Annotated in this window: 23 protein-coding genes; 11 read left to right on the forward strand and 12 right to left on the reverse strand. The window is 65.6% G+C overall.

What is annotated here, in order from left to right; all coding sequences use genetic code 11:
- The first annotated feature begins 36 nt into the window (after nucleotides 1-36).
- The 3 genes from OG417_RS20495 to OG417_RS20505 are packed head-to-tail and all read left to right on the forward strand — an operon-like array spanning nucleotide 37 to nucleotide 2,065.
- On the forward strand, nucleotides 37-447 hold the full coding sequence (locus OG417_RS20495; protein WP_425550960.1) for a TraR/DksA family transcriptional regulator: 411 nt from the start codon (nucleotides 37-39) through the stop codon (nucleotides 445-447).
- Nucleotides 448-455: 8 nt separating this feature from the next.
- Nucleotides 456-1,136: a signal peptidase II gene (locus OG417_RS20500; RefSeq protein ID WP_329258339.1), complete on the forward strand. Its 681-nt coding sequence runs from the start codon at nucleotides 456-458 to the stop codon at nucleotides 1,134-1,136.
- Entirely contained in the window at nucleotides 1,136-2,065 is a 930-nt protein-coding gene (locus OG417_RS20505) for an RluA family pseudouridine synthase (RefSeq protein ID WP_329258341.1), read from the forward strand. Before OG417_RS20500 ends, OG417_RS20505 begins: the two co-directional genes overlap by 1 nt.
- A gap of 24 nt (nucleotides 2,066-2,089) precedes the next feature.
- On the opposite strand, the gene OG417_RS20510 is transcribed toward OG417_RS20505, so the two are convergent.
- A complete protein-coding gene (locus OG417_RS20510) occupies nucleotides 2,090-2,758 on the reverse strand; it encodes a Crp/Fnr family transcriptional regulator (RefSeq protein ID WP_329258344.1) in 669 nt (222 codons plus the stop codon).
- 58 nt (nucleotides 2,759-2,816) lie between these two features.
- On the opposite strand from OG417_RS20510, the gene OG417_RS20515 reads away from it, so the two are divergent.
- From OG417_RS20515 to OG417_RS20535, 5 genes are all read left to right on the forward strand, one after another.
- Nucleotides 2,817-3,104: a YciI family protein gene (locus OG417_RS20515; protein ID WP_329258347.1), complete on the forward strand. Its 288-nt coding sequence runs from the start codon at nucleotides 2,817-2,819 to the stop codon at nucleotides 3,102-3,104.
- A gap of 33 nt (nucleotides 3,105-3,137) precedes the next feature.
- Nucleotides 3,138-3,974 (forward strand): class I SAM-dependent methyltransferase, encoded by an 837-nt coding sequence (locus OG417_RS20520; protein WP_329258350.1) that lies wholly within the window; start codon nucleotides 3,138-3,140, stop codon nucleotides 3,972-3,974.
- A 38-nt stretch (nucleotides 3,975-4,012) separates the two neighbouring features.
- Nucleotides 4,013-4,645: a TetR/AcrR family transcriptional regulator gene (locus tag OG417_RS20525; RefSeq protein ID WP_329258354.1), complete on the forward strand. Its 633-nt coding sequence runs from the start codon at nucleotides 4,013-4,015 to the stop codon at nucleotides 4,643-4,645.
- A gap of 201 nt (nucleotides 4,646-4,846) precedes the next feature.
- On the forward strand, nucleotides 4,847-5,404 hold the full coding sequence (locus OG417_RS20530; RefSeq protein WP_329258357.1) for a hypothetical protein: 558 nt from the start codon (nucleotides 4,847-4,849) through the stop codon (nucleotides 5,402-5,404).
- Between the two features lie 210 nt (nucleotides 5,405-5,614).
- Nucleotides 5,615-7,096: a recombinase family protein gene (locus OG417_RS20535; RefSeq protein ID WP_329258360.1), complete on the forward strand. Its 1,482-nt coding sequence runs from the start codon at nucleotides 5,615-5,617 to the stop codon at nucleotides 7,094-7,096.
- Between the two features lie 43 nt (nucleotides 7,097-7,139).
- On the opposite strand, the gene OG417_RS20540 is transcribed toward OG417_RS20535, so the two are convergent.
- From OG417_RS20540 to OG417_RS20565, 6 genes are all read right to left on the reverse strand, one after another.
- Nucleotides 7,140-7,232, reverse strand: coding sequence for a DUF397 domain-containing protein (locus tag OG417_RS20540; RefSeq protein ID WP_329258363.1), 93 nt, complete (start codon nucleotides 7,230-7,232; stop codon nucleotides 7,140-7,142).
- Complete coding sequence (locus OG417_RS20545; RefSeq protein WP_329258366.1) at nucleotides 7,220-8,026, reverse strand: helix-turn-helix domain-containing protein; 807 nt, start codon at nucleotides 8,024-8,026, stop codon at nucleotides 7,220-7,222. The genes OG417_RS20540 and OG417_RS20545 overlap by 13 nt, the downstream gene beginning before the upstream one ends.
- An 895-nt stretch (nucleotides 8,027-8,921) precedes the next feature.
- The gene (locus tag OG417_RS20550) at nucleotides 8,922-10,139 is read right to left on the reverse strand and encodes a DUF3987 domain-containing protein (RefSeq protein WP_329258369.1); all 1,218 of its coding nucleotides are present in this window, start codon (nucleotides 10,137-10,139) and stop codon (nucleotides 8,922-8,924) included.
- Nucleotides 10,140-10,905: 766 nt separating this feature from the next.
- Nucleotides 10,906-11,175 (reverse strand): hypothetical protein, encoded by a 270-nt coding sequence (locus tag OG417_RS20555; protein WP_329258371.1) that lies wholly within the window; start codon nucleotides 11,173-11,175, stop codon nucleotides 10,906-10,908.
- Between the two features lie 392 nt (nucleotides 11,176-11,567).
- The gene (locus tag OG417_RS20560; RefSeq protein WP_329258373.1) at nucleotides 11,568-12,488 is read right to left on the reverse strand and encodes a hypothetical protein; all 921 of its coding nucleotides are present in this window, start codon (nucleotides 12,486-12,488) and stop codon (nucleotides 11,568-11,570) included.
- A gap of 1,509 nt (nucleotides 12,489-13,997) precedes the next feature.
- The gene (locus OG417_RS20565) at nucleotides 13,998-14,966 is read right to left on the reverse strand and encodes an AAA family ATPase (protein WP_329258376.1); all 969 of its coding nucleotides are present in this window, start codon (nucleotides 14,964-14,966) and stop codon (nucleotides 13,998-14,000) included.
- A 595-nt stretch (nucleotides 14,967-15,561) separates the two neighbouring features.
- Between OG417_RS20565 and OG417_RS20570 the strand changes: the two genes are divergently transcribed.
- Nucleotides 15,562-16,023 carry a hypothetical protein gene (locus OG417_RS20570; protein ID WP_329258378.1) on the forward strand — a complete coding sequence of 154 codons (462 nt, stop codon included), beginning with the start codon at nucleotides 15,562-15,564 and terminating at the stop codon, nucleotides 16,021-16,023.
- Nucleotide 16,024: 1 nt separating this feature from the next.
- On the opposite strand, the gene OG417_RS20575 is transcribed toward OG417_RS20570, so the two are convergent.
- Nucleotides 16,025-16,306 (reverse strand): hypothetical protein, encoded by a 282-nt coding sequence (locus OG417_RS20575; RefSeq protein ID WP_329258381.1) that lies wholly within the window; start codon nucleotides 16,304-16,306, stop codon nucleotides 16,025-16,027.
- Nucleotides 16,307-16,440: 134 nt separating this feature from the next.
- Here OG417_RS20575 and OG417_RS20580 point away from each other — a divergent pair, with 134 nt between their 5' ends.
- Nucleotides 16,441-17,619 (forward strand): RNA-guided endonuclease InsQ/TnpB family protein, encoded by a 1,179-nt coding sequence (locus OG417_RS20580; protein ID WP_329258384.1) that lies wholly within the window; start codon nucleotides 16,441-16,443, stop codon nucleotides 17,617-17,619.
- Between the two features lie 121 nt (nucleotides 17,620-17,740).
- Here the strand turns inward: OG417_RS20580 and OG417_RS20585 are convergent, their stop codons facing one another.
- The 3 genes from OG417_RS20585 to OG417_RS20595 form a co-directional block, all read right to left on the reverse strand.
- On the reverse strand, nucleotides 17,741-18,052 hold the full coding sequence (locus OG417_RS20585) for an AzlD domain-containing protein (RefSeq protein ID WP_329258387.1): 312 nt from the start codon (nucleotides 18,050-18,052) through the stop codon (nucleotides 17,741-17,743).
- Nucleotides 18,053-18,193: 141 nt separating this feature from the next.
- The gene (locus OG417_RS20590) at nucleotides 18,194-18,928 is read right to left on the reverse strand and encodes an AzlC family ABC transporter permease (RefSeq protein WP_329258390.1); all 735 of its coding nucleotides are present in this window, start codon (nucleotides 18,926-18,928) and stop codon (nucleotides 18,194-18,196) included.
- A gap of 99 nt (nucleotides 18,929-19,027) precedes the next feature.
- Nucleotides 19,028-19,846, reverse strand: a complete 819-nt coding sequence (locus OG417_RS20595) for an AraC family transcriptional regulator (protein ID WP_329258393.1) — start codon at nucleotides 19,844-19,846, stop codon at nucleotides 19,028-19,030.
- A gap of 277 nt (nucleotides 19,847-20,123) precedes the next feature.
- Between OG417_RS20595 and OG417_RS20600 the strand changes: the two genes are divergently transcribed.
- Nucleotides 20,124-21,005 carry a chorismate mutase gene (locus OG417_RS20600; protein ID WP_329258396.1) on the forward strand — a complete coding sequence of 294 codons (882 nt, stop codon included), beginning with the start codon at nucleotides 20,124-20,126 and terminating at the stop codon, nucleotides 21,003-21,005.
- Here the strand turns inward: OG417_RS20600 and OG417_RS20605 are convergent.
- A complete protein-coding gene (locus OG417_RS20605; RefSeq protein WP_329258399.1) occupies nucleotides 20,941-22,404 on the reverse strand; it encodes an amino acid permease in 1,464 nt (487 codons plus the stop codon). The two genes, OG417_RS20600 and OG417_RS20605, sit on opposite strands and share 65 nt — an antisense overlap.
- Nucleotides 22,405-22,538 lie beyond the last annotated feature (134 nt).

A 22,538-nucleotide genomic window follows, 5' to 3' on the forward strand; every position in this document is an offset into this window, starting at 1 on the left:
ACCGGCGCACGGCGCGCGTCCGCGACGGGACGGAAGATCTCCCCGGCGACCGCCAAGCGGTTGCCGGTCCGCCAGGGGGAAGGTCACTGGACGGCGAGCGAGCTCGCCGACGTACGTGACCGGCTGGAACTGGAGATGACGGCTTTGCGCTCGGAGATCGCCGCGGCCGAGTCGCAGATCGCCGAGCGGATGAACGACGTGACGGAGGGGGCCGGCGACGACCAGGCCGACGCGGGGGCCAAGACGTTCGAGCGTGAGCACGAGATGGCGCTCACCTACAACGCACGGGACCTGCTCGCGCAGAACGAGCGCGCGGTCGACCGGATCGGACAGGGCACCTATGGTGTGTGCGAGTCCTGCGGGCAGGCCATCGGGAAGGCGCGCCTGCAGGCCTTCCCGCGTGCGACCCTATGCGTGATATGCAAACAGAGAGAGGAGCGTCGCTGAGCGACGCCATGAACCCAGGGCAGGACGCCGGCACCCGGCCACGGCGTATCGGCGTGCTCGTCGCCATCGCGGTCGCCACGCTCGCGCTCGACGCGATCAGCAAGGCGATCGTGGTGGCGACGCTGCCCGATCGGCCACAGCCCGTCGAACTGCTCGGCGGGCTGCTGACCCTGCGGGTGATCCGCAACAGCGGTGCCGCCTTCAACATCGGCACCGGTATGACACTGGTGTTCACCGTGATCGCGGCGGGTGTGGTCGTGGCCATCCTGCGGTACGCGCGGCGGCTGCGCAGCCTGCCGTGGGCGGTCACGCTCGGCCTGCTGCTCGGGGGTGCCCTGGGCAACCTCGCCGACCGGCTGTTCCGCTCGCCCGGAGTGTTCCGCGGCCATGTGGTCGACTGGATCGAGCTGCCGCACTGGCCGGTGTTCAACCTGGCCGACGCGTCGATCGTCTGCGGCGGCGTGCTGGCCGTCCTGCTCGCCTCCCGGGGCCTGCAGGTGGACGGCACGGTGCAGCGAGACGACAAGCCCGACGAGCCTGATGGGTCGGACAGGTCCGACAGGCCCGCCGACCCGGATGGATCCGCCGAGCCGGACGCGTCCGCGGAGGCGCCGGCGGCGGACCGGAAGGACGTCCCGGCGGCCGGTGACGACCAGAACGGCGGCACCCGACCGGACGCCAGGCGCTGATGGGCGAGCATCGCAGTCTCCCCGTGCCCGACGGGCTCGAGGGCGAGCGCCTCGACGCGGCGCTCGCGCGGTTGTTCGGGCTCTCGCGCACGCGCGCCGCCGAGGTGATCGCCGCCGGCGACGTGCTCGTCGACGGCCAGGCCGGCGCCAAGTCCGACCGCATGCAGGCGGGCTCCTGGCTCGAGGTCACCCTGCCCGCCCCGCCGGCCGCGCCCAAGCCGCGGCCGGAGCCGGTGCCGGGCATGACGATCCTGTACGAGGACGCCGACATCGTCGTGGTGAACAAGCCGATCGGCGTCGCCGCCCATCCGACCCCGGGCTGGACCGGACCCACCGTGCTGGAGGGGCTGCTCGGCTCCGGCCACACGGTCGCGACCAGCGGCGCCGCCGAGCGCCAGGGCATCGTCCACCGCCTCGACGCCAACACCACCGGCGCGATGGTCGTGGCCAAGAGCGAGCCGGCCTACTCCGCGCTGAAGCGCGCCTTCAAGGAGCGCACGGTCGACAAGCGTTACCAGGCCCTGGTCCAGGGGCATCCGGATCCGCTGCGGGGCACGATCGACGCGCCCATCGACCGGCACCCCTCGGGCGACGGCCGGTTCGCCGTCGTCGCGGGCGGGCGGCCCTCGGTGACGCACTACGACACGATCGAGGCCTTCCGCGCCGTCAGCCTGCTCGACATCAAGCTCGAGACCGGCCGCACCCACCAGATCCGGGTGCACATGTCGGCCGTACGCCACCCGTGCGCGGGCGACTTCGCGTACGGCGCCGACCCGACGCTGGCGGAGCGGCTGGGGCTGCGGCGGCAGTGGCTGCACGCGGTGTGCCTGGGATTCGACCATCCGGTCGAGGGGCACTGGGTGGAGTTCGAGAGCCCCTACCCCGACGATCTGGCCCACGCGCTCGACGTCGCCGCCGGCGAGTCCTGATCCGCGCGTGGTGACCGGCGCTCGTCACTCGGCCGCGATCGCCGCGAGGGCCTCGGGGGCCAGGACGACGACCGCGCCGGGCTCGGTCCGCAGGAGCCCCGCGGTGGCGAGTGCGCCGAGCGCGCGGTTGACGGCCACGCGGGACGCGCCGACGCTCTCGGCGAGTCCGGTCTGAGAGCCGGGGAGGATCACCCGGTCGCCGGGCCGTGCGGCGGCGCGGGCGAGCCAGCCCGCGACGCGTGCGGTCGTGTCGCCGAACGCGACCCGCACCAGGTCGTCCTGGTGCTCGTGCAGCCGGCCGGCCAGGTGCCTCAGGACGTGGTGACGCACGCCGGGCACCTCGTCGATGAGCGTGAGCAGGTCGCCCGCCGGGACGAGCCGGATCCGCGTGCGGCCCGTCGCGAGCCACGTGGCGGTATGGGTCCGGCCGGCCAGGACGGCGGCCTTGTCGACCGTGCACGGCGCCGGGAACTCCCCGAGCCGCAGCCGCCGTCCCCGCGCCGTCTCGCGTACCGCGGTCAGCGCCCCGGCCTCCACGACGATGAGGTGGCCGGCCGGGTCGCCCCGCAGGGCCACGACCGTGCCGGCGGCGACGGTGCGCGCGGTGGAGCGGCCCAGCAGCGAGGTGAGCCGCCGCCGGTCGAGACCGGCGAAGAGGGGTACGGCCCGCAGCGTCGCGACGTCATCCGGCATGAACCGGAGTATCGGCCGATACAGCCCCGGCGGGCAACGCGGCCCTAACGTGCGGCGCATGTACGTACTCGAACTCGCCTTCGACGACGACGAACGACGGCTCGCCGCGCGGCCGGCCCACCGGGAGCGGCTGGCCCGCCTGTACGCCGAGGGGACCCTGGTGATGGCCGGACCGTGGGCCGACGGCTCCGGAGCGCTGCTGGTATTCCGTACCGACGAGCCCGGCCTGCGGGAGATCATCGCCGCCGATCCGTACTACTCCGCTCCCGGCGTGACCGTGGTCGGATACCGCCGCTGGACACCTCTGGCACTTGACGATCGGGACTATATGAACATACGTTCATGAACGCATGTTCATAACGATGTGACGGGGAGTCCCATGACGACGATCGTCAACACGGCCCAGGCCGAGGCGTGGAACGGGTACGAAGGGGGCCACTGGGCCGCCAACCAGGACCGCTACGACGCCGTGAACAGCGGCTTCAACGAGCCGCTGCTGGAGGCCGCCGCCATCGGCGCGGGCGACCGTGTCCTGGACATCGGCTGCGGCAACGGTCAGCTCACCCGGCTGGCCGCGCGGCGCGGCCGATACGCCACCGGGGTGGACCTGTCGGCACCGATGCTGGAGCGGGCGCGCGCCACCGCGGCGGAGGAGGGCGTCGCCAACGTGACCTTCGAGCAGGCCGACGCCCAGGTCCACCCGTTCCCCGAGGGCGCGTTCGACGTGGCGGTCAGCCGGTTCGGCGTCATGTTCTTCGCCGATCCGGTCGCCGCGTTCGCCAACGTGGCCCGCGCGCTGCGGCCCGGAGGCCGGGTGGCCTTCCTGAGCCTGCGGCACATCCGTGACAGCGACCTGGGGACGGTCTTCGCCGCGGTGGGCGGTCAGCGGCGCTCAGGGCCCGCGCCGGGGCCCGGCGACACCGGACCCGAGTCGCTGGCCGACCCCGCCCACGTCCGCCGGCTCCTCACCGACGCCGGCCTGACGGACGTCACCTCCACGCCCGTCGACGCCACCCAGGTGTGGGGGCGCGACGCGGAGGACGCGGCCGCCTTCATGAGCGCCTGGGGACCGGTGCGGTTCGCCCTGGACCAGGCGGACCCGGGCCTCGCCTCCCGGGCGCGTGACGCGCTGACCACGGCGCTGCGCTCCTTCGAGCAGGACGGCGCGGTACGGCTGCGCGGCGCCGCATGGCTGATCACCGCCACGCGCCCCTGACCCTCCGCCGGCGCGCGGCGCCAATACGATGCGACGTGATGTCACCGAGAAGAGCGTCCGCCCTCCGTGGCGGCGACCAGAGCCTGCGCGACCATCTGATCGCCGCCGCGGAGGCGCTCATGGCCCGGCGAGGCACCGCCGGGCTGACCGTCCGCGACATCGCCCGCGAGGCCAGGGTCGCCGACGGTGTCCTCTACAACCACTTCGCCGACAAGGAGGACCTGCTCGCCCAGGCGCTGCACGCCCACGTGAGCTCCGTCGAGCGCTCGCTGGGCACGCCGCCGGCGCGTGCCGGCGTCGGCGAGGTCGCGGACAACCTGCGGGCCTACGTCGAGCACGTCCTGCGGCTGCACATCGCGATCCTGCCCGCCTTCGCGGGCCTGCTCGCCCAGCCGAAGGTGCTCACGCGGTTCGCCACCCTGCCGAACCCCATGGCCGCCGGCCGCGGCGGGCGGGCCCATCTCGCGGACTACCTGCGCGCGGAACGCGACCTCGGCCGCCTCGCGCCGGACGCCGATCCCGAGGCCGCCGCCACCATGATCGTCGGTGCCTGCCACGAGATGGTCCTGCCGAGCCTCCTGCGCGGCGTCCCCGCCGACGAGATCGAGATCCCGCCCGGCTTCGCCGACGGCCTGATCGCCACGGTCATGCGCGGTATCGGCCCCGCCTGAGGCCGCCTGCTCCCGGATGGCCGTACGGCGCGCGACGGGTTATCCTCATTGCGGCGTCGATCCACCGCCGAACCTCCTTCGGCCCTCCCCGGCAGGGCCGCCCGGTGGAGGCAAAGGGGACTGGTCTTCCCGGATCGCTGGTCATCCGCCCGCCACGGGCTCCTCGCCGGGGGTCGGGTTCGTGGTGCGCCGAGGGCCCTGATGACAGCGAACAAGCACTTCAAGCGCCGCGTCCGTGAACGCGCTCGCCGTACCGGCGAGTCCTACACCGCTGCCCTCAGGCACCTTCGGCGGATGGACGTCAGGGAGCAGCCCGTGTCGTGGCAGCGCATCGAGAAACCCCAGTTCGGCTACGCCGTCCAGGTCCCCGACGACTGGGACGAGCGGCCGCCGAACCTCAAGAACAGCCCGTGGGAGACGGCGCGGTTCGGCCAGCGTACGGATCGCCGGCACAGCCTCATCGTCTTCCGCTCGCCGAACCGGCGGGCACGGAGCGCGAGCGATCTCGCGTCGACCGCGCAGACCTCACTGGAGAACTCGGGGTTCACCGACTTCCGGATCAGTGGGGCTCGCGTCGGTGGCCGGGAGGGGAGCCTCCTGGAGTGCGCGCTCCACGACGCGGGGCGGGTCTGGGCGGTCCGTGAGTACTTCGTCGCCCTCGACGGCATCCACTTCTGCCTCGGCCTCGGCTCGTCCGTGCCCGAGGAGGACGCCGCACTGTTCGGCGAGATCGTCGACCGGTTCGAGATCCTGGTCTGACGCGTGCGGCGGCGACCCGCGCCCGCGGGTCGCCGCCGTACGCCTGAGCCGCTCCGTGTTCGATGGTCGGGCTCACCTCCTCACTCGCTACGCGGACGGCTCGTACCTCACCGCCCACTCCGCTCGCTCGTCGGCTCGCCGCTCCGGTCAGGCGCCGACGAGGAGCGTGGACTCGGTCGACTCGTCTAGTGAGTTGGTACCATGCGAACCATGAGACGAGCTGTCGGAGCGATACGCGTAAGCCGCATGCGGGATGCCAGCACGAGTCCTGAGGTGCAGGAAGACAAGATCAAGGGTTGGTGTCAGCTACACGATGCGGAGTTGGCCGGCATCGCCGTAGACAAGGATGTCAGCGGTAAGGGCGTGTCCCCATGGGAACGTGAGGACCTTGGCAAGTGGATGTCTAGGCCTCAAGACTTCGATGTCCTGGTGGCCACCAAGCTTGACCGTGTGTGCCGGGATGCCATGGAGTTCTTCCGGCTAATCGTTTGGGCCAAAGAGAACAAGATTGCTGTCGTGTTCATCATGGACGGTATTGACCTGTCCACTCCCGGCGGTGAGATGGCCGCCAAGATTCTCGCCGTGGTTGCGGAATGGGATTGGAACCGTATCCGAGAGAACACGCTAGACGGACAACAAAAGGCGATATCGCAAGGTCGATTCAAGGGGGCTATCGCACCGTTCGGATACCGACAGGTCAAAGAGACACGTGACGGCATCACCGGAACGTGGCTGGTTCCTGATGAGAATCTCGTGGGTATCGTGCGTGAGATGGTGGCGCGTGTCACCGCTGGCCGTGAGTCAGTGGCCAGCATCGCAAGGGACCTGAACCAGCGTGGTATTCCTGTCCCCGCTGATGCACATCGTATTCGCATGGGGCGCCCCTCCAAGGGCGCCCAATGGCGTTCTTCCAACATCGTACGTGCGCTTCGGTCGAGGAACCTACTAGGGGAATACACAACTAACGATAACTCGACTCTGAGGGATGAGACCGGCCTGCCTATTGCGAAAGCGGAACCCCTTGTCAGCAGGCAAGAATACTCGGATCTACAAAAAGCTCTAGACAAGATCTCTCGGAAGAAGGAAGCCAACCGTCCGAGTTCCAGCGAGTATCAAGGCGTAATCGTGTGTGGTGGTTGCGGGAAGCCGTACTATCACCTGTTGTCTCATGGTAAAGGTACTTACCGGTGTTCGTCCGTTGACCGGGGGGCCTCCTGCGGAAACCGTTCAGTCCGTGCCGACGTCATACGCGAGCAGCTAGATAGTAGTTTTCGCACTGCTTTCGATGGTATGCCTATGCTTCGGCGCGTTGTTTCGCCGGCCGAAGATCACTCCGAAGACATCGCGGCACTTACAGAGGAGTTGGACAACCTTACGGGCAACCTCGCGCGCGTGAAGCCTGGATCTACGGCTGCGGAGGCAACGCTACGGCTCATCGAGTCCCGAGAGGAGTCTCTACAGGCCCTCAGGAGTCTTCCAGAGCGCAGGGAGCGCGTTGAGTGGCTAGAGACAGGTGAAGACCTCACATCGGTCTGGGACGGCCTCAGCGACGCGGAGAGAGGCCTGTTCCTGCGAGACCATGAGGTCAAGCTCTACTTCCGTCACCCAAGGGGTTCGGACGACGTTTCCATGCTGGTGATGTGGGGCCGACTTGACGAGATGCGTGAGGCGCTGGCATCTCGGAGCGCATGAAACAACCCCCGGCAAATATCGCCGGGGGTTTTCCGTCTCAGTTCTACTTGTCGTCACTCTCGCTAACGGCTACCTCTACACAGTCGGCACCCCCGTTGCCGCTGTGGGACGACTTACGCCAGTTCATGTCTCCCATTGCTTTACCGCTTTCTCTATCAGTTCCATGCTTTCACGTGCCGAACATGCGTGTGAGTGCAGGGTTAACCACACACGTTTCATCACGGCTACGTCTTCCGGATCTTCCAAGACGTCACCGCTGAACGCGTCGTCAACATACACGTACTCGTGTCCATCTAGAGCGGCAATACCAAAATCACCGGCTAGACCTGGGTACGCTCCGCTGCCGAGTCGGACAACTTGAATACTTACGTTCGGCTGCTGTGCTACCTCTAGAAGCTTAAGGAGTTGTTCGCGCATTATCTTTTTGCTACCTACAAGGCGATTGAGTACCACCTCATCGAGGATCGCGACGAACATCAGGGAGTTTTCGGGAGCGAGGATCTTCTGCCGTTGGATACGATCTTGTACTTGCCGATCGATGTCGTCCACTTCACGGCCAGAGTTGAGGATGATTTCCCGTGCATACTCCGGTGTCTGTAGCAAACCGGGAATGATCATCGGTTGATACCACAGCAGAGATGATGACGCGTCCTCAATCTCTCGCCAACGCCCCATGTACTCCGGTACTGGCTCAGCCTTAACCAGATCATCACATAGCCGCTTGAGGTAGCCGTTGGTTCCTAGAGCCTCCTCGATGTTCTCCAGGTACTGAGGCTGCGGAACGCGTCGGCTGGACTCCCATGCCCTTACAAGTTCCTTGGACACGTAGACGGCTTCTGCTAGTTCCTCCCGTGTCATCCCTTTTGCCTCGCGAGCAAAAGCGATCTCCCTAGCAAGGAACTTCCGGGCTGTCATGCGGTTGCTCGTCATCTCCGCGTACACCTTCGTACAGATGGGGGCCGGGGGTTGTACCAGGGGCGTAGCTGTGCATGCGCTCCCCAGGCTACGCGTCAAACGCCACTCTTGTAGAGACCGAATCCGACAGGAGTGCCGATCATGGACCTAACCGCCCCACCTGACACGTGCAGCGCCGATCAGTACGTCACGAAGCTGGTTCGCGCGTGTGAACAGATGGGCTACCTGGTCCATGTGCATGAGCCATCCACGCGCCTCACCGTCTCCCTAGATCACGGGAAGCCCTACACCCACGAGACGATCACACTCCGCATGGTCGGTGACGATCTCATGTGGTGTTGGTCGTGGGGCGCACCGATGGTTCCTGCCGCTCAGATCGGAGAGGCGGCACGGATGATCGCGAACGTTGTAAGGGGGTAACTCATGGCTGGAGTCTCATGGGTCTAACCGGGCGCGTTACCGTAGGAAGCGACAGGGAGGTACGGGATCATGGGCCAACACAGTGCACCGCCAGAGGGCAAGCCATGCCCGGTCTGTAGCGGCACCGGTAAGGTGAATAACGGCAAAACCGATTGCGGCGCTTGTGGAGGTACAGGGAGCATATGACATATCCGCCTGAGGACTGTTCTTACCTCGTGTACTACCCCAGTGGTTCTACAACCAAGAGCGCGACCTTTGCCGATGAATTCGACCTAGGCTCTTGGTTTATGGCCATGGAGGATTCCGGACAGATAGATCGGACAAGCCGTGGCCTCTCCGTCTTCTGTGTGACGGATGATGGACGAAAGGCTATAGACATCATGCATCCCCGACTTGTCCGGGGGCGCATGGAGCGCCGAAGCCACACCTGACTCCACAGCAGAAACCCCCTGGCCTCTCACCGGTAGGCCAGGGGGTTCCGTCTTGTCTATCAGGCTGCCACGGTCTTCGCTGGCGTTTCCGTCCATCGGAGGATGAGCGACGGCCGTCCGCGCCCCATCTTCTTCGTCTGCTGAATCTGAGGCAGTGAGAGAAGCGCCTTGGTGATCTCTTCAGCCTTGATCGATCGGCCGATAGCGTCCCACAGCTCAGATCGGGTCATCCCCTCTTCGCCGGCCGCCTTGACCGCTTCAGCGATCCGGTTGGGGAGACTCTCCCCCGTTGTCTCTGGCATGATCTCCCGGACAGTGGCGATGCTGTAGGACACCAGGGCCAGGGCGGCATCAAAGTGCCGCACGAAGATCTCGTCACAACCCTCTGCCAGGGCGTAGAGGGCAGCGACGCGCACACAGTGAGCCAGGGCCCGTTCACACTGCTCGGCAAGCTCATCGTTCCCATCGATGAGCGCTTCCAGCGCGATCCGGTGCTTCTTCTCGAAAGCCTTGGCTGTGCGAGCGGAGACGGTTACTTCCTCTATCTCTCGGGCAGCGCTCCCGATGGCCCTGAGAGCCTTGGCGGCCTTCTTGATGACCGGTTGGGGGTCCGGACCGCCGAACACCGGCAGCGTGCGAGCACGGGCAACGAGAAGCGGCAGGAAGCGGTTCCAGGTACCGCCCGTGCTGTCACGTCCGCCGAGAATCGCCTTGTAGTTCTTCGGCTGGACATGAGCCACGATGCCAAAGTGAGGGCTCTTGATCCGGATCGATGCGACAGACGTCTTGTGGCGCAAGTCTGAGCCGTCGAAAGCCTTGCGCAGGTAGACACCGATCTTGGTGTCACGCTTCATAGCGTTGATGGTGGTGTCTAGCTCTTCTTCAACGAAGAGCATCGGGGCAGTGCTGCCCTCTTCGTCGGCATGCTCGGAAAGCTCTGTCACCAGGCCAAGGCCCGTTCCGGGGAGGCTGTGAAGTACGTTTTCCTGTCCCCACGACTTCCACGCTTTCTCGATGACTCGGAGTCCAATAGAAGTGGCCTGGCCCTTTCGGCCACGGCCACTCGTCCCGACAAGGATGGTCCACAGTGAGAGAGGCATCTCACCGGCCGTTGTCGTGACCTTGGTGGTGGGGCCAATGTAGGAGGAGAAGCCACTCAGGATAGTGGCAAGGATTCCGATTGGGTCCGCTTCGCTGACTTTTCCGAGGTTCCTTGCGATCTCGCCCAGGGGGCCGGCGAAGATCGCCTTGTCGTCACGTGCTGGTGTTGTCGCCATGGGAGCGACTCTAGGCTGTCATCCCTGGAGGTAGCAAGCAGGAGTTAAGATTTAAGTAGGCTCCGATGGCCGTCCAGCGGGCTCTGACCAGGGCAAACTACTTTCTTCACTTTCTTCCTTTCGTCCCTGAGGCAGTCATGGGGTGACACTGGCGGTGGGGCGGCCGGCTGGGGGTTCTTCGCTGGCTTGCTCTGGAAACTGGCCCGGCATCCCTCGCAAAGGGGCAGGTCATAAGGGGGTCCACTACCCGCACCGGGCTTTATTACTTCCCTCCTACCGTGCGTTCGGCTTGGTGTGAGGCAGCTCAGCACTAGCGAGAGCAGGAAGTAGCAAAGTAGAGAAGTAATTAAAGATGACAAGGAGTGACGAAGTTAGAGACTAAGAGTGACAACTAAGAGAGTGAAGAGTGATGAGAGATGACAGAGCACAACAAAGAGTGAAAGTCAAGGGCTAGAACTGTGATTCAGCCGGCAAGGGGTGGGGGGATAGGGTCATTCCTACCGTGCACGTGGGAGGGCAGTTTCCCCTTTCGGCCCGTGTACAAGTCTGGGACTTGGGAAATCGGACCGATTCCGGCCATTAAACACAGCCGGACCTGCCCGAATAGCGATCGTAACGAAATGGCAAAGAATGACGTTATATGAGCTTCAATATATCTTGTGCTTTGCGCATTTGCTCGTGGCCTGCTTCGGAGTAGTAGCCGACCGTGGAAGCTCCGGACAAATGAAAATATCCCCACGGCTTAGAGCCGTGGGGATTGAGGGATCTAGTAGGGGATGCCGTCAATTGGCAGAGAGGCCCTGTAGCGTTCCGCTGCTTCCTGGTGGCTGTATTGGGCGGTAACGGTGCCTATGGGCTTCTCCGTGCGAACCAGACCACTACGGAAAGCCTTGATGAGGTGCCGGCGGGAGTAGATATCCTGGCCGGCAAGGTGCTTCCAAGGAACGCTAACCGTATTGAGAAGAATCTTGATGTCTACCGGCCCGACGCCCATAGCGACGGCTAGATCATTGACCAGCCCGATATTCTCGTGCATCAGGTGTTCTCGTGATTCCGGATTCGGTAAGCTCGGTCCAGAGTCATCAGAGAAGCCACGTCCTCATCGCCAATAGGCGTGTCTTCCTGTTCTCTCGCGTCGAGCACGTCAATCAGCCTCACCATCTCTGTTGCGTCAGCCGCAAGGTCGCGCCCCCGTACGTAGCGCTTCGCTAGAAGTCCCTCAGAAGCCCTTTCGGCCCAACGGCAGGGCCCTCCGCATGTCGGGTAGTACTTGCCCGCGTGTCTCCCCGTCCGGGGTTTGCGTTGAAACCTGCAACCGGGACGCCTGCAACGATGACTATCAGACACGAGTCTCTCCGTGGAACTTAGGGATCAAATAGAAAAAGCCCCCATCCCGGTAGTAGGGATGGGGGCAGATAAAGCTTTAAATCAACCGGTCGTCCACGTGACCGTGGTCTTGATCAGGCCGGGTGAAGCGATCGACTCATCAAACGTGTTGTCGCTCTTGACCGTGTCCAGGCCGGGGTACCTCACGCACTTCGCACCGTAAACGTGCAAGCTGTCCACCTGGTTTCGACGGAACTTCTCGACAGGCTGAACGCGGAAGTCCTGGAACTGAGAAGCGAACGTGAGGAAATCACGCTGGCCCACCATCAGGTCAACACCACTCGGCATCTGCGTAGTGCTCATGATGGTGAAACCCGCCAGGCGAGCAACAACGCCGTTGGCCGTTGCGCCACCCTGACCGAACTCAGACGCGTTCGCTACGGCAGCCGCACGGAGAAGATAACGCTTGGCCTGGGGGCTCACAATCGCCCACCTGCTATCAGACGAAATGTCATGCTCGTCAAGCTGCTGCATGCCGTCGAACAGGTGGTCAAGCAGCGCTTCACCCTTGTCGGCGGAAGCGGTGACCGAGGAAAGGTCAAGCGTGCTGGCCGTGGCCTTGGCAGCGGCAACACCAGCCATGAAAGTGTCAGCCGACTTAGCAAGCTCCTGGATAGACCGACGAGAGGCAGGCTGAGAGAGGGCGCCGGCAACCTGTACACTTTCAATGTCGCCTACATAGAAGGCGACATAGTCAGCTTCGGAAATCGGTAGATCCTGCTCCACGGTCTTAAGCTGCTCGATGCTCATACCAGTGGTGTCGTTGTAGGAACCAACGGTGGGCGACACGAGGGCGTTGATGTGGCAAATGTCGCCCTGCCCGGTGATGTCTCCGGTGTAATCCCGGTTACTCACAAGTCCGGACGTCCAGACCATCAGGGGGTCAAGAGCGGTGAGAAGCTCAGCATGCCAGACTTCGGGCACAAACAGATCGGTCAGGGCATTGGTGTAGTCATTAGCCATTCATATCCTCCGGGATATTTTCATACAGGCTGCGAACCCCGATGGATCGCAGCGGTCTTTGTGTCCTCAACGGTGAAAGCCCTTGGGGAGACCTCGGTATCGGAGTCGGAGGTCTCCCCGTCGGCTACCGGAGGAGAGAAGAGAGACAAGAAAGTTTGTGGCGGTCTCTACGGCCTTGATTGGTGCCGGAGACTCGGTAAACGTCTGTGGTGGCGTCAGAGACGCTCTGGGGAGCGTCTGCGGGTGCGCGTGTCGTGGCTAGTGGGCGGGTAGGCAGTCGTGGGATGTGTTTACCGGCCCCCATCGCTGAGGGCCGGTAGCTTCGCTGCGCCGACTGAGTAACTCGCGTTGGGATGGGGACCTTCGGGCCCCTTCCGGTTGAATAAGAAAGGTATGGGCCCCCGAAGGGGCCCAGTGCCCAAAATAAGGAGAATGAGGGAATCAACCCTCTAAGTGTGGTGACCAGCCACACACCTAAGATGAGACATGCGAAGCTTAGGCACGCACGTCCCTAGCCGATCAAGCAGCGTCCTTACGCTGCTTTGACCGGCAAGCTCTACAGAGGGTCGCTACACCGTGAGGTTGCGACCGGTTCTCATTGAAGTTCATCCGGGCAAGATGGGTCTTGCAGCCGGGACACCAGAGACGGCCGTCCGAAGACAGTCGGCTAACTCGACGAGTGCGGATGTCGCGCGTCTCGCCATACTCGATGATGTGACGTCGGTGAGAGAAGCACAGCGGCTTGGGTCGCCGCGTGACAACACGGCGAGTACAGCCCGGATGTGAGCACTTCACGGCGAACCCCTTCCTATACCAGTGGAGGTTTCTAAAACCCCCCTCATATATATAAGTGTGTTATTCCGCTGGATTCGTAACACCCACGGGGATGTGATCTGGGGCACACAGTCGTGACCGGCTAAGACTCCGTGTCCCGCGTATCCGCTAGGGAGCCGGCCCCCGTCCTGGGGGTCCCAACGGACGAAAGATTTAAGTAGGGAAGTCCGGCGCTCTGTTGGCGCCGGACTCCCGTCCGCTCGCTTCGCTCTCGGCAACGGAGGAACCAGACACCGGCCATCCCGACCCTTGGAGGCCGGTATGTCTCTCCTAGACCTCTCAGGGCCTTCTGAGAGGCCCTGTCGGTCTTCTAACGGAGTCTGAGAAGATCGGACGTCCCTCCTAGGTCGTCCGATACTCACTAGTGATCTTGATCTAGATCAGACGGCCTCCAAAGCCGTCTGATCATTAGGGACTAAAGAAAAAAGGACCAGACCCCTTAGAGGGGTCTGGTCCCTGATCTATCTCTTCTCCGTTGGGCAGGGCTTCCAAGAGCCCTGCCCTTAGAAGTAGTAGTTGTGGGTAATAGTGGCGACGAAGGAGTCACTATATAGGGGTACTTCGTGACGTGATGACGCTCCCGTATCCGCTGGTCAGAGAGATATTGATCTTGGTCGGTGAACTCCGCGTCACGGTGACGCGTGACGCTGTGACCTGGGGTTTCCCCGGTGGGCGTCACGCCCTGGCGTACCGGTCATAGGTTCCCTCAACCAACCGTCCTGGTATGGCGCCATCGGAGAAGCGGTTCTTGAGGGTACTTACCGCCGGAGCGTCCGGGAACTGGTCCTTGATCGCTTGGGCTGCTGCCGAGTAGGACGTGAACTGTTTCCCGTCCAAGAACGTTGCCCACTCAAGCCGCTCCTCTGACACGGCCTTCTTGGGCTTGCCGTTCTCGTCAACGTCGTTCGCAGCCAGCACGGTAAATCGCGCGCCGGCCCCATGATGAACCGTGATCTCGTGGGCATCCGTGTAGTTGCCCATGAACTTGAGAGTCATGTTCCCCTTGCGGGACCTACGGACGAAGCAGCGCCATCGGGCGGCCTGCGTGATGTAGGCGGAACCCATAGGCTTTTCTGATTTCTGCCCGTTGGGTCCGGCTTTGTCGGTTGAGTGAGCAATGATCACAACGGGGATTCCGACACGGGTAAACAGCCGCACGCCGTCATAGAACTTTCGGACACTGTGATCATCGTTGTAACTTCCGTCGATACACTGAGACAGATTATCGATAATGACGAAGTTGCGCCCGTCCGCCATGACTTCCCTAAAGAGGTCTTGCCAGTCCTCTCGCCGTTCCATTGAATGAACGGCATAGAAACCAACATTGGGCTCTGCCTCTCCGGGCATCACCGTTGCAATGCGCTCCCCGTATTCCACGTCGCCCGCATCATCGGTCCAGCACACAGCGACGGAGAAATCGCGATCCTGAGGAACCGGCTTTCCTATGAAGTCTTCTCCCGTGCTCAGCGATGCAATAAGCGCTGAGGCTAGAAAGCTCTTCCCAACCTTGGCTTCCCCCACCAACAACGTTGTGTGTGCACTAATGACTCCGTCGATTATCCATGTTGGCCGATCTTTCGCCTTCTCTAGAGCCTCCCGGTAGGTCGTCATCTGGAAGCGTCGCGTAGCTGTATCCGTTCTCATCCATCCTCCTCCTTGCATACGAAAAGGCGCCGATCGTATTGTCGGCGCCTATAGCGGCTAGTCCTACTTTCGGTCCCACATGCTCAGATAGATCTCGTCATCTTCCTCAAATGCTCCGAGCCAGACGGCGCTGGAGGGTATGTGACGCTCTGCCTGTTCCCTGCTAGGCGAAACAGCCTCTCCTGATTTCACACGGACCTGATACAAGTCACCATCGGTGTACCGCTGCCGCGTGACCTTCTCTGACAGCTTCTCCGGTGTTCCGATGGTGGCCTGGGGGTTGCGTGGTCCGACCAACATTCATCTCTCCTGTCCGTTGATCATCAAAGGAGCATGGCCCGCTTCCATGCACCCATGACGAACATCGGATTCCGGTCCCATGACAAGAGGAACCACTCCTCGCAGCGCTCTGTCCCGCCGCCCTTTCCGACCCGCCGGCCGAACGATTACTAGTATGGGGCCAGCCCTACGGGGCTGGCAAGTCCGGGTTGTTTACTCCTGCCAAGTAGTAAAGTGTGTTTCCGCAGGTCAGAGTACGACTTTGGAAATCTTTCCTCCCACTCTGTGTTGCCAACACCGTGGTAGTCTCCGAGGCATGGCAACCGCACGTAGCACGGTCAACGGGATGCATGTAGAGATGACCTTTGGGGAGGGGCAGGACCCAACCAAGATCATCATTGAGGCCGAAGAAGGTCTTCAGAACCAGCACCTACGGGCCGTGGCCTGGGGCGAAGTAATCGCCGATCTTCGGAGGCAAGCAAGGCGGGACGCGGTAGACGCTGATCTACAACGGGCCGTAGAGCCCCTGATCAAGAGCTTCCAAGATCAGAGCGCAACCAGGAAGCGCGCGATCGTGTCCGGTCTCTACGTGCTGGCGGTGCAGGCTGGTTCCGGACATCCCCTGATCGATGTCTCCGAACGTCTCGGCGTGAGTATCGACAGCGTCAAGACCTACATCAGGGATGCGAGGAAGCGCGGCTATCTCACGCGTACGCCTCCCGGCGTGATCGGCGGGGAGATCACACGGGAGGCTGTAGCGCTGCTGGTGGCAGGGTAGATCAGGCGGGGTGTAGTACCAACTCGGTCGACTCGTCGACCAGGGCCACGCGGATCTCCTCGGGGCTGTAGTGCCGCAGCGGTACGGCGAAGACCGCGGTGGCGGCGGTGCCCTCGTACTCGGCCGTGTAGCAGAGGATCCGCGCGTCCTCCTCGTCCCAGGTCTCCCGCAGGCCCGACCTGAGCAGCGGGCCGACCTGCCGGTACGCCGGGCTGGCCAGCAGCTGCTGCAGGCTGGACTCCAGGGGCATCTCGAACGACCGGTCGGCGAGCGGGTGGCGCATGCGGATCCGCAGCCGTCGCAGCGGCTACGGGGAGAGCCCGGGACCAACGCTGGCGATCGGACTGTATGCGAAGGGTGTTTTCCGATGCGTGTATAGGGCTTTGGTTCCCCGGCATGGTTACATACAGCAATGCTATGGTCACCCTCGTGAAAATTGTTGTCTCCGTGAAGCTCCGGCCGACGCCCGAGGTGGCATCGGCTTTGGGCGATGAGCTGCACGGCTGCAACGAGGGCGCCAATTGGGTATCTGAAGTCGCCTATGAGCATTTCGGGCTGACGGTTCGTGAGCATGCACTGCGGAAGCTGGTGTATGCCGGGCTGCGTGAACGGGGCATCAAGTCTGCCGCCGCGCAGCAGCTCATCAAGAAGGTCGTGGACGCCTACACGACGCTGCGCGCCAATATCAAGGCCGGGAACCTCGGGCCGGGGAACTCCAAGCGGCGCCGCAAAGCCGAGTCCAAGCCGATCATCTTCCGTGCTGATGCGGCGCAGGCGTACGACCACCGCAACATGGGCTGGGACATCGACGCCCAGACGGTAGCAATTACGACTCGGCAGGGGCGCATGAAGGGCATACCGTTCGTCTGTTCCCCTGGGGCATTGAAGACCCTCGCTGCGTACCGCAAGGGCGAGGCTGATCTGCTGTGTCGTGACGGCGCGTGGTATCTCATCGCCACCTGCGAGGTGCCCGAGCCGGAGATGTACGAGCCGGACGAGTTCATCGGCGTAGACCTCGGCATCGAGAACATCGCCACCACCAGCAGCCGCTACAAGGCCGCCGGACGCGAGCTCAACCGCTACCGCAGACGGCAGCAGCGCTTGCGGGCCAAGCTTCAGAAGAAGGGCACCAAGTCCGCGAAGCGGCTCCTGAAGAAGCGTTCCCGCAAGGAAGCACGGCGGGCCAGGGACATCAACCACTGCATCTCCAAGAGGATCGTGACCGAGGCTGAACGCACCGGGCGAGGAATCTCTCTCGAAAAACTCAAGGGAATCCGCGACCGGGTACGGCTCCGCAGGCCCCAACGGGTCACCTTCCACTCCTGGGCCTTCGCCCAACTCGGGGAGTTCATCGTCTACAAGGCCCGCAGAGCTGGTGTGCCCGTGGTCTTCGTCGATCCCCGGCACACCTCCCAAACATGCTGCGAGTGCGGCCACACGGACGAAAAGAGCCGCGTGGACCAGAGACATTTCATTTGCCGGGGCTGCGGCGTCGTTGCGCACGCGGACCGGAACGCTTCCCACAACATCGCCCAGCGAGGCGAGACCGTGTGGAACGCGGGGCGTAAGTCACGCGTCCCGGCCACCAGACCATAGGGTCTGATGGCCAAGACGCGGGAGGCAACCTCACAGCCAGCGAGGACCTACTCGCAAGCTCGGGGGCTTCAGTCCCGAGAAGCTGACAGCAACCCATGATCCGGCCGCGGCGGAGTTTCGCTCAGACGCCGAGGAAGCGCAGGCCGGCCGTGAGCACGGCGGCGGAGAGGAGCACGACGAGGAACGGCGCGCGCAGGAGCAGCGCGGCCACGGCGGCGGCCAGGCCCGCCAGCCGCGGGGCGTTCAGCTCGAGCGTCCGGCCGCTCGCCAGCACCTGCACCACGACGAGCGCGGTCAGCAGGGCGACCGGCACCAGCTCACTGAAGCGGCGCACCCGCGGGTCGCCCAGCACCCGCTGCGGGACGACCAGCCCGGCCAGCTTGAGCCCGTAGCACCCCAACCCGGTCGCGATCACGGCGATCCATACGTTCAAGAGACCTCCTTCGTCGGAAGCGGGACCGGGCGTGCCGCGTTCTCGGTTCGCTCGCTTCGCTCACTCACGGGACCTCCTTCGTCGGAGGCGGGACCGGGCGTGCCGCGTTCTCGGTTCGCTCGCTTCGCTCACTCGTGGGAGTCATGGGGTCTCGTCCCCGGGGCCGCCGGTCAGGGCGGGCTCTGGTGCGGAGTCGCCCGTATCGTGCGGTCGTGGGCGGCGCCGTGGGACGCCGGCGAGGGCGGCCACCGCGGCGAGCATCACCGGGACGCCCGGCGGCAGCAGGGGAGTGGCGGCGATCGCCACGATCGCGGCCAGGACGGCGACCCGCCGCTCGGCGGCGCCGGTCCGCAGGCGGGGCCACAGCAGGGCGAGGAACGCCGCCGGGCCCACCACGTCCAGCCCGTACGTGTCCGGGTTCCCCAGCTGGGAGGCGCCGACCGCGCCCACCAGCGTCATCAGGTTCCACACCGTGAAGATGCTGATCGCCGTCGCCCAGAACCCGGCCCGCGCCGCCCGGCGGCCGTCCTGCGCGGTGGCCACGGCCGTCGTCTCGTCGATGACGACGTGCGCGGTGAGCGGCCGGCGCCAGCCGCGTACCCCCAGCGTCCCGGCGAGGCGGAGGCCGTACAGGGTGTTGCGCCCGCCGAGCAGTACGGCGCCGAGCGCCCCGGCGATCAGGTTCCCGCCACCGGCCACCACGCCGATCAGCGCGAACTGCGAGGCCCCGGAGAACGCCACCAGGCTCAGCGCACAGGCCTGCGCGACGCTGAGCCCGGCCGCGACCGCGGCGGCCCCGAACGCCACCCCGGACAACCCGACCGCGAACCCCACCCCCAGCCCGTCCCGTACCGCGGGCCGCGTCGTCGAATCCATGCCCCGACCCTAGAAACCGGCCGGGTCACCGTCTTGAACGAAATTGCACCCCTTCGCCCCACAGCGCCGCTCCGCGCGCCCGGGAGGCGCGGGCCGGGTTCAGGCGGTGCGGCCGAGGGCGTAGGCGCCGGGTGGGACGCCGACGACGCGTTTGAAGTGGCGTGTCAGGTGGGCCTGGTCGGTGAAGCCGACCCTGGCCGCCACCTCGGCCGGGCGCAGGCCCGCGTCCAGCAGGGCACGGGCCCGCTGCACGCGAAGGTTCGTCAGGTACGCGTGCGGCGGCAGGCCGTAGGCCGCGCGGAACGCGCGCAGCAGCGCGAACGGGCCGCTTCCCACGGCCGCCGCGAGTTCGTCCAGCGACGGCGGCGACGCCAGCCGCTCGTGCAGCAGGTCGCGTGCCGCGCGCACCGCCCGGGGCGCCGCGCCCTCGTCCTCCGCGTGGGGTGGCCGGGCCGCGTGTCGCCTCAGCACCCACGCGAGCGCGGTGCGCAGCGCGGACGACGACGCGAGGGCGTCGCCGCGCGCCGCGCTGGCGTGGACCGAGCGGAACAGCCGAGCCGCCGCCGGATCGTCCACGACCGTCGCCGGGAAGAACGGCATGCCGCCGGGGGCGCCCAGCTCGGCCGCGACCTCCCGCACCACGTCCACGGCCGGGTACAGCACCCGGTACCGCCACCCTTCCGGCACGCCCGCCTGGCCCGTGTGCACCACCTCCGGGTTCAGCAGGGCCACCTGGCCCGGGGCCGCCCGCAGCAGGCTCCCGGCGTGCTCGAACTCCTCGACCCCCGACTCGATCAGCCCGAACGTGTACGTCGCGTGCGCGTGCCGGGTGTAGCGATGGGTGACGTAGCGCGCGCTGAGCAGGTCCACGCCGGGCTCCGTCGGATGCTGCCGGTAATTGGCCACTTCCCGGTCCATTCCAGCAGGATATCGAGTCGTGCATCTCGGATCGTGAGACGTTGAGGTCCGGCAGATGGCGGTCGGGGCGCGCGGCCGGTTACCATCGGCACATGGATCGTCGCTATTTCGCGTTTACGTCGCCGGCTCCGGGTGAGCCGGTCGCCGTGACCTGACCGCGACGACCTTCCCGAGCCGGCAACGAGGCAGAGCCCACGGGGCTCTGCCTTTCGCTTTTCTCACTCACCAGCGTGGGCGGCTCGTCTCCGGGAGGACCGGCCGCCCGGAGGGACACACCATGAACCTGATCGACCCGGGCAACGCCGTCGTCATCGCCGGGATCGCCGCCGAACCCGACGTCGCGATGACCAGCCTCCGCCACCGCCACGGTCTCGTGGACGCCGCCGCCGAGCTGACCGCGCTGCGCGGGTCGTACGCCGGGCCGCTGCTCGTCGAGCCGTTCTCCGCCCTCGACCTGCCCGCGATCGCCGAGCACGCCGACGGCGTCCTGGTCGGCGCGGCCTGGATGCAGGACTTCCAGCTGCTGCGCGCGGTCGCCCGTACGGGCCGTCCGGTCGTCATCCAGCGGGCTCCCGCGGCCACGCTGGAGGAGTGGCTGTCGGCCGCGGAGTACTGCGTGGCCGAGGGCAACCACGAGGTCGTCCTCTGCGAGACCGGCACGCGTACCCACCTGCCGCACCACACCCTCGACCTGGCCCTCGTACGGGAGGCCGGCCGCCACCGGCCCGTGTACGTGGACGTGTCCTCCGACCCGGCGCTGGCCACGGCGGCCCTGTCCGCCGGGGCGCGCGGCCTGCTGCTCGGCGAGGACGCCGAGGCCGGGCAGGTGGCCGGGGCGCGGGCCCGCGCGGCCCTGCTGGCGCCGCTGCTCGCCGACGACGAGCCCGCCACCGTGGCCGGTGCGCGCGCCGAGATCGACCGAGTGGACGCGGCGCTCGCCACGCTCCTCGACCGCCGGGCCGAGCTGGCCGGGCTGGTCCAGCGGCTCAAGCCGGTGGGCGGGTTCGCCGGCCGCGACCTGGACCGGGAGCGTCAGATCGTCGAGGCGATGGCCGTACGCGCGCCGCGGCTGGGCGCCGACCGGATCGCCCGCATCATGACCGCGGTGATCGAGGCGGGCCTGCAGGTGTCGGAGGAACGGGACCTGTCCCGGGCATGAGCCGGCGGCGTACGACGCGCCAGCCCGCGAACAGCACCACGACCACCGCGGGCAGGCACCAGAACGCGATCTGGTTGGCCTCGTCCGCGAACGGCATCAGCACGACCACGACGGCGAGGAAGGCGAGGGTCAGCCAGTTCGTGACCGGGGCGCCCGGCATGCGGAAGGAGGGCCGGGCGACCTCGCCGCGGTTGGCGGCGGCACGGAGCCGGAGCTGGCACCACACCAGCGTCCCCCAGACGGCGACGACGCCGAGGGCGGACGCCGACGTGGCGATGTCGAAGGCCATCTTCGGCACCGCGTAGTTGAGCCCGACGCCGAGGGTCAGCACGATCGCGGTGAACAGGATCCCGCCGTACGGGACGTGCCGGTGGTTCATCCGGCCGGCGAACTCCGGGGCCTCGCCGCGCCTCGACAGGGAGCGCAGGATGCGGCCGGTGGCGTACAGGCCGGAGTTGCACGACGACAGGGCCGCGGTCAGCACGACCGCGTTCATGATGTCGCCGGCGCCGGGTACGCCGAGGCGGGAGAAGACGGTCACGAACGGGCTCTCCCCGGCGCTGTAGGCGGTCCAGGGCAGCACCATGGCGAGCAGGATCACCGAGCCGACGTAGAAGATGCCGATTCGCCAGATCACCCCGTTGATCGCCCGGGGCATGACCCGGCGCGGATTCTGCGTCTCCCCGGCCGCGATGCCGACCATCTCGATGCCCGAGTAGGCGTAGACGACGGCCTGCAGGCTCATGAGGACGACGGGCAGCCCGCGCGGCATGAATCCGCCGTGCGAGGTGAGGTTCGCCGGGCCCGCGTGTTCGTGCCCGACGCCGGCGGCGGTGAGTACGAGGCCGAGCCCGACGACCAGGAAGGTGACGATCGCCAGCACCTTGATGACGGAGAACCAGAACTCCAGCTCTCCGAAGAGCCGTACGGACAGCAGGTTCACGGTGAGCAGCACCACCAGGGCGGCGAGCGCGACGATCCACTGCGGCACGCCGGGCAGCCACCGGTGGACGTAGATCCCCACGGCGGTCGTCTCCGCGACGCCGGTCATGGCCCAGTTGAGCCAGTAGAGCCAGCCGCTCGCGAAGCCCGCCCAGGGGCCGATGAACTCCCGCGCGTACGACACGAAGCTGCCGGCGGTGGGCCGGTGCAGCACGAGTTCGCCGAGCGCCCGCATGACGAAGAAGGCCGCGACCCCGCAGATGGCGTACGAGAGGATCAGGCCGGGGCCGGCCTGGGCGAGCTTGCCGCCCGCGCCGAGGAACAGCCCGACGCCGATGGCTCCGCCGATCGCGATCATCCGGACCTGGCGGTTGCTCAGCGACTTGGCGTAGTCCTCGTCGCCCTCATGTCCCGGGCCGCCGGCGAGCGTGCCCGGGGGATCCATCGTCCTCGACACGTCCCGCCTCCGAAATCAGCGTCCGCATGGACTGGCTTGATGCCCGAATCTGCGCCTGACCATACAAGACGCCGGAGAGTGCGCAGGCCGTCACGGATGTGATCACGCCCATGAACGTGGCGTTTCGGACATCT

The organism is Actinoallomurus sp. NBC_01490 (assembly GCF_036227085.1).
In the GTDB taxonomy this organism is placed as follows: domain Bacteria; phylum Actinomycetota; class Actinomycetes; order Streptosporangiales; family Streptosporangiaceae; genus Actinoallomurus; species Actinoallomurus oryzae.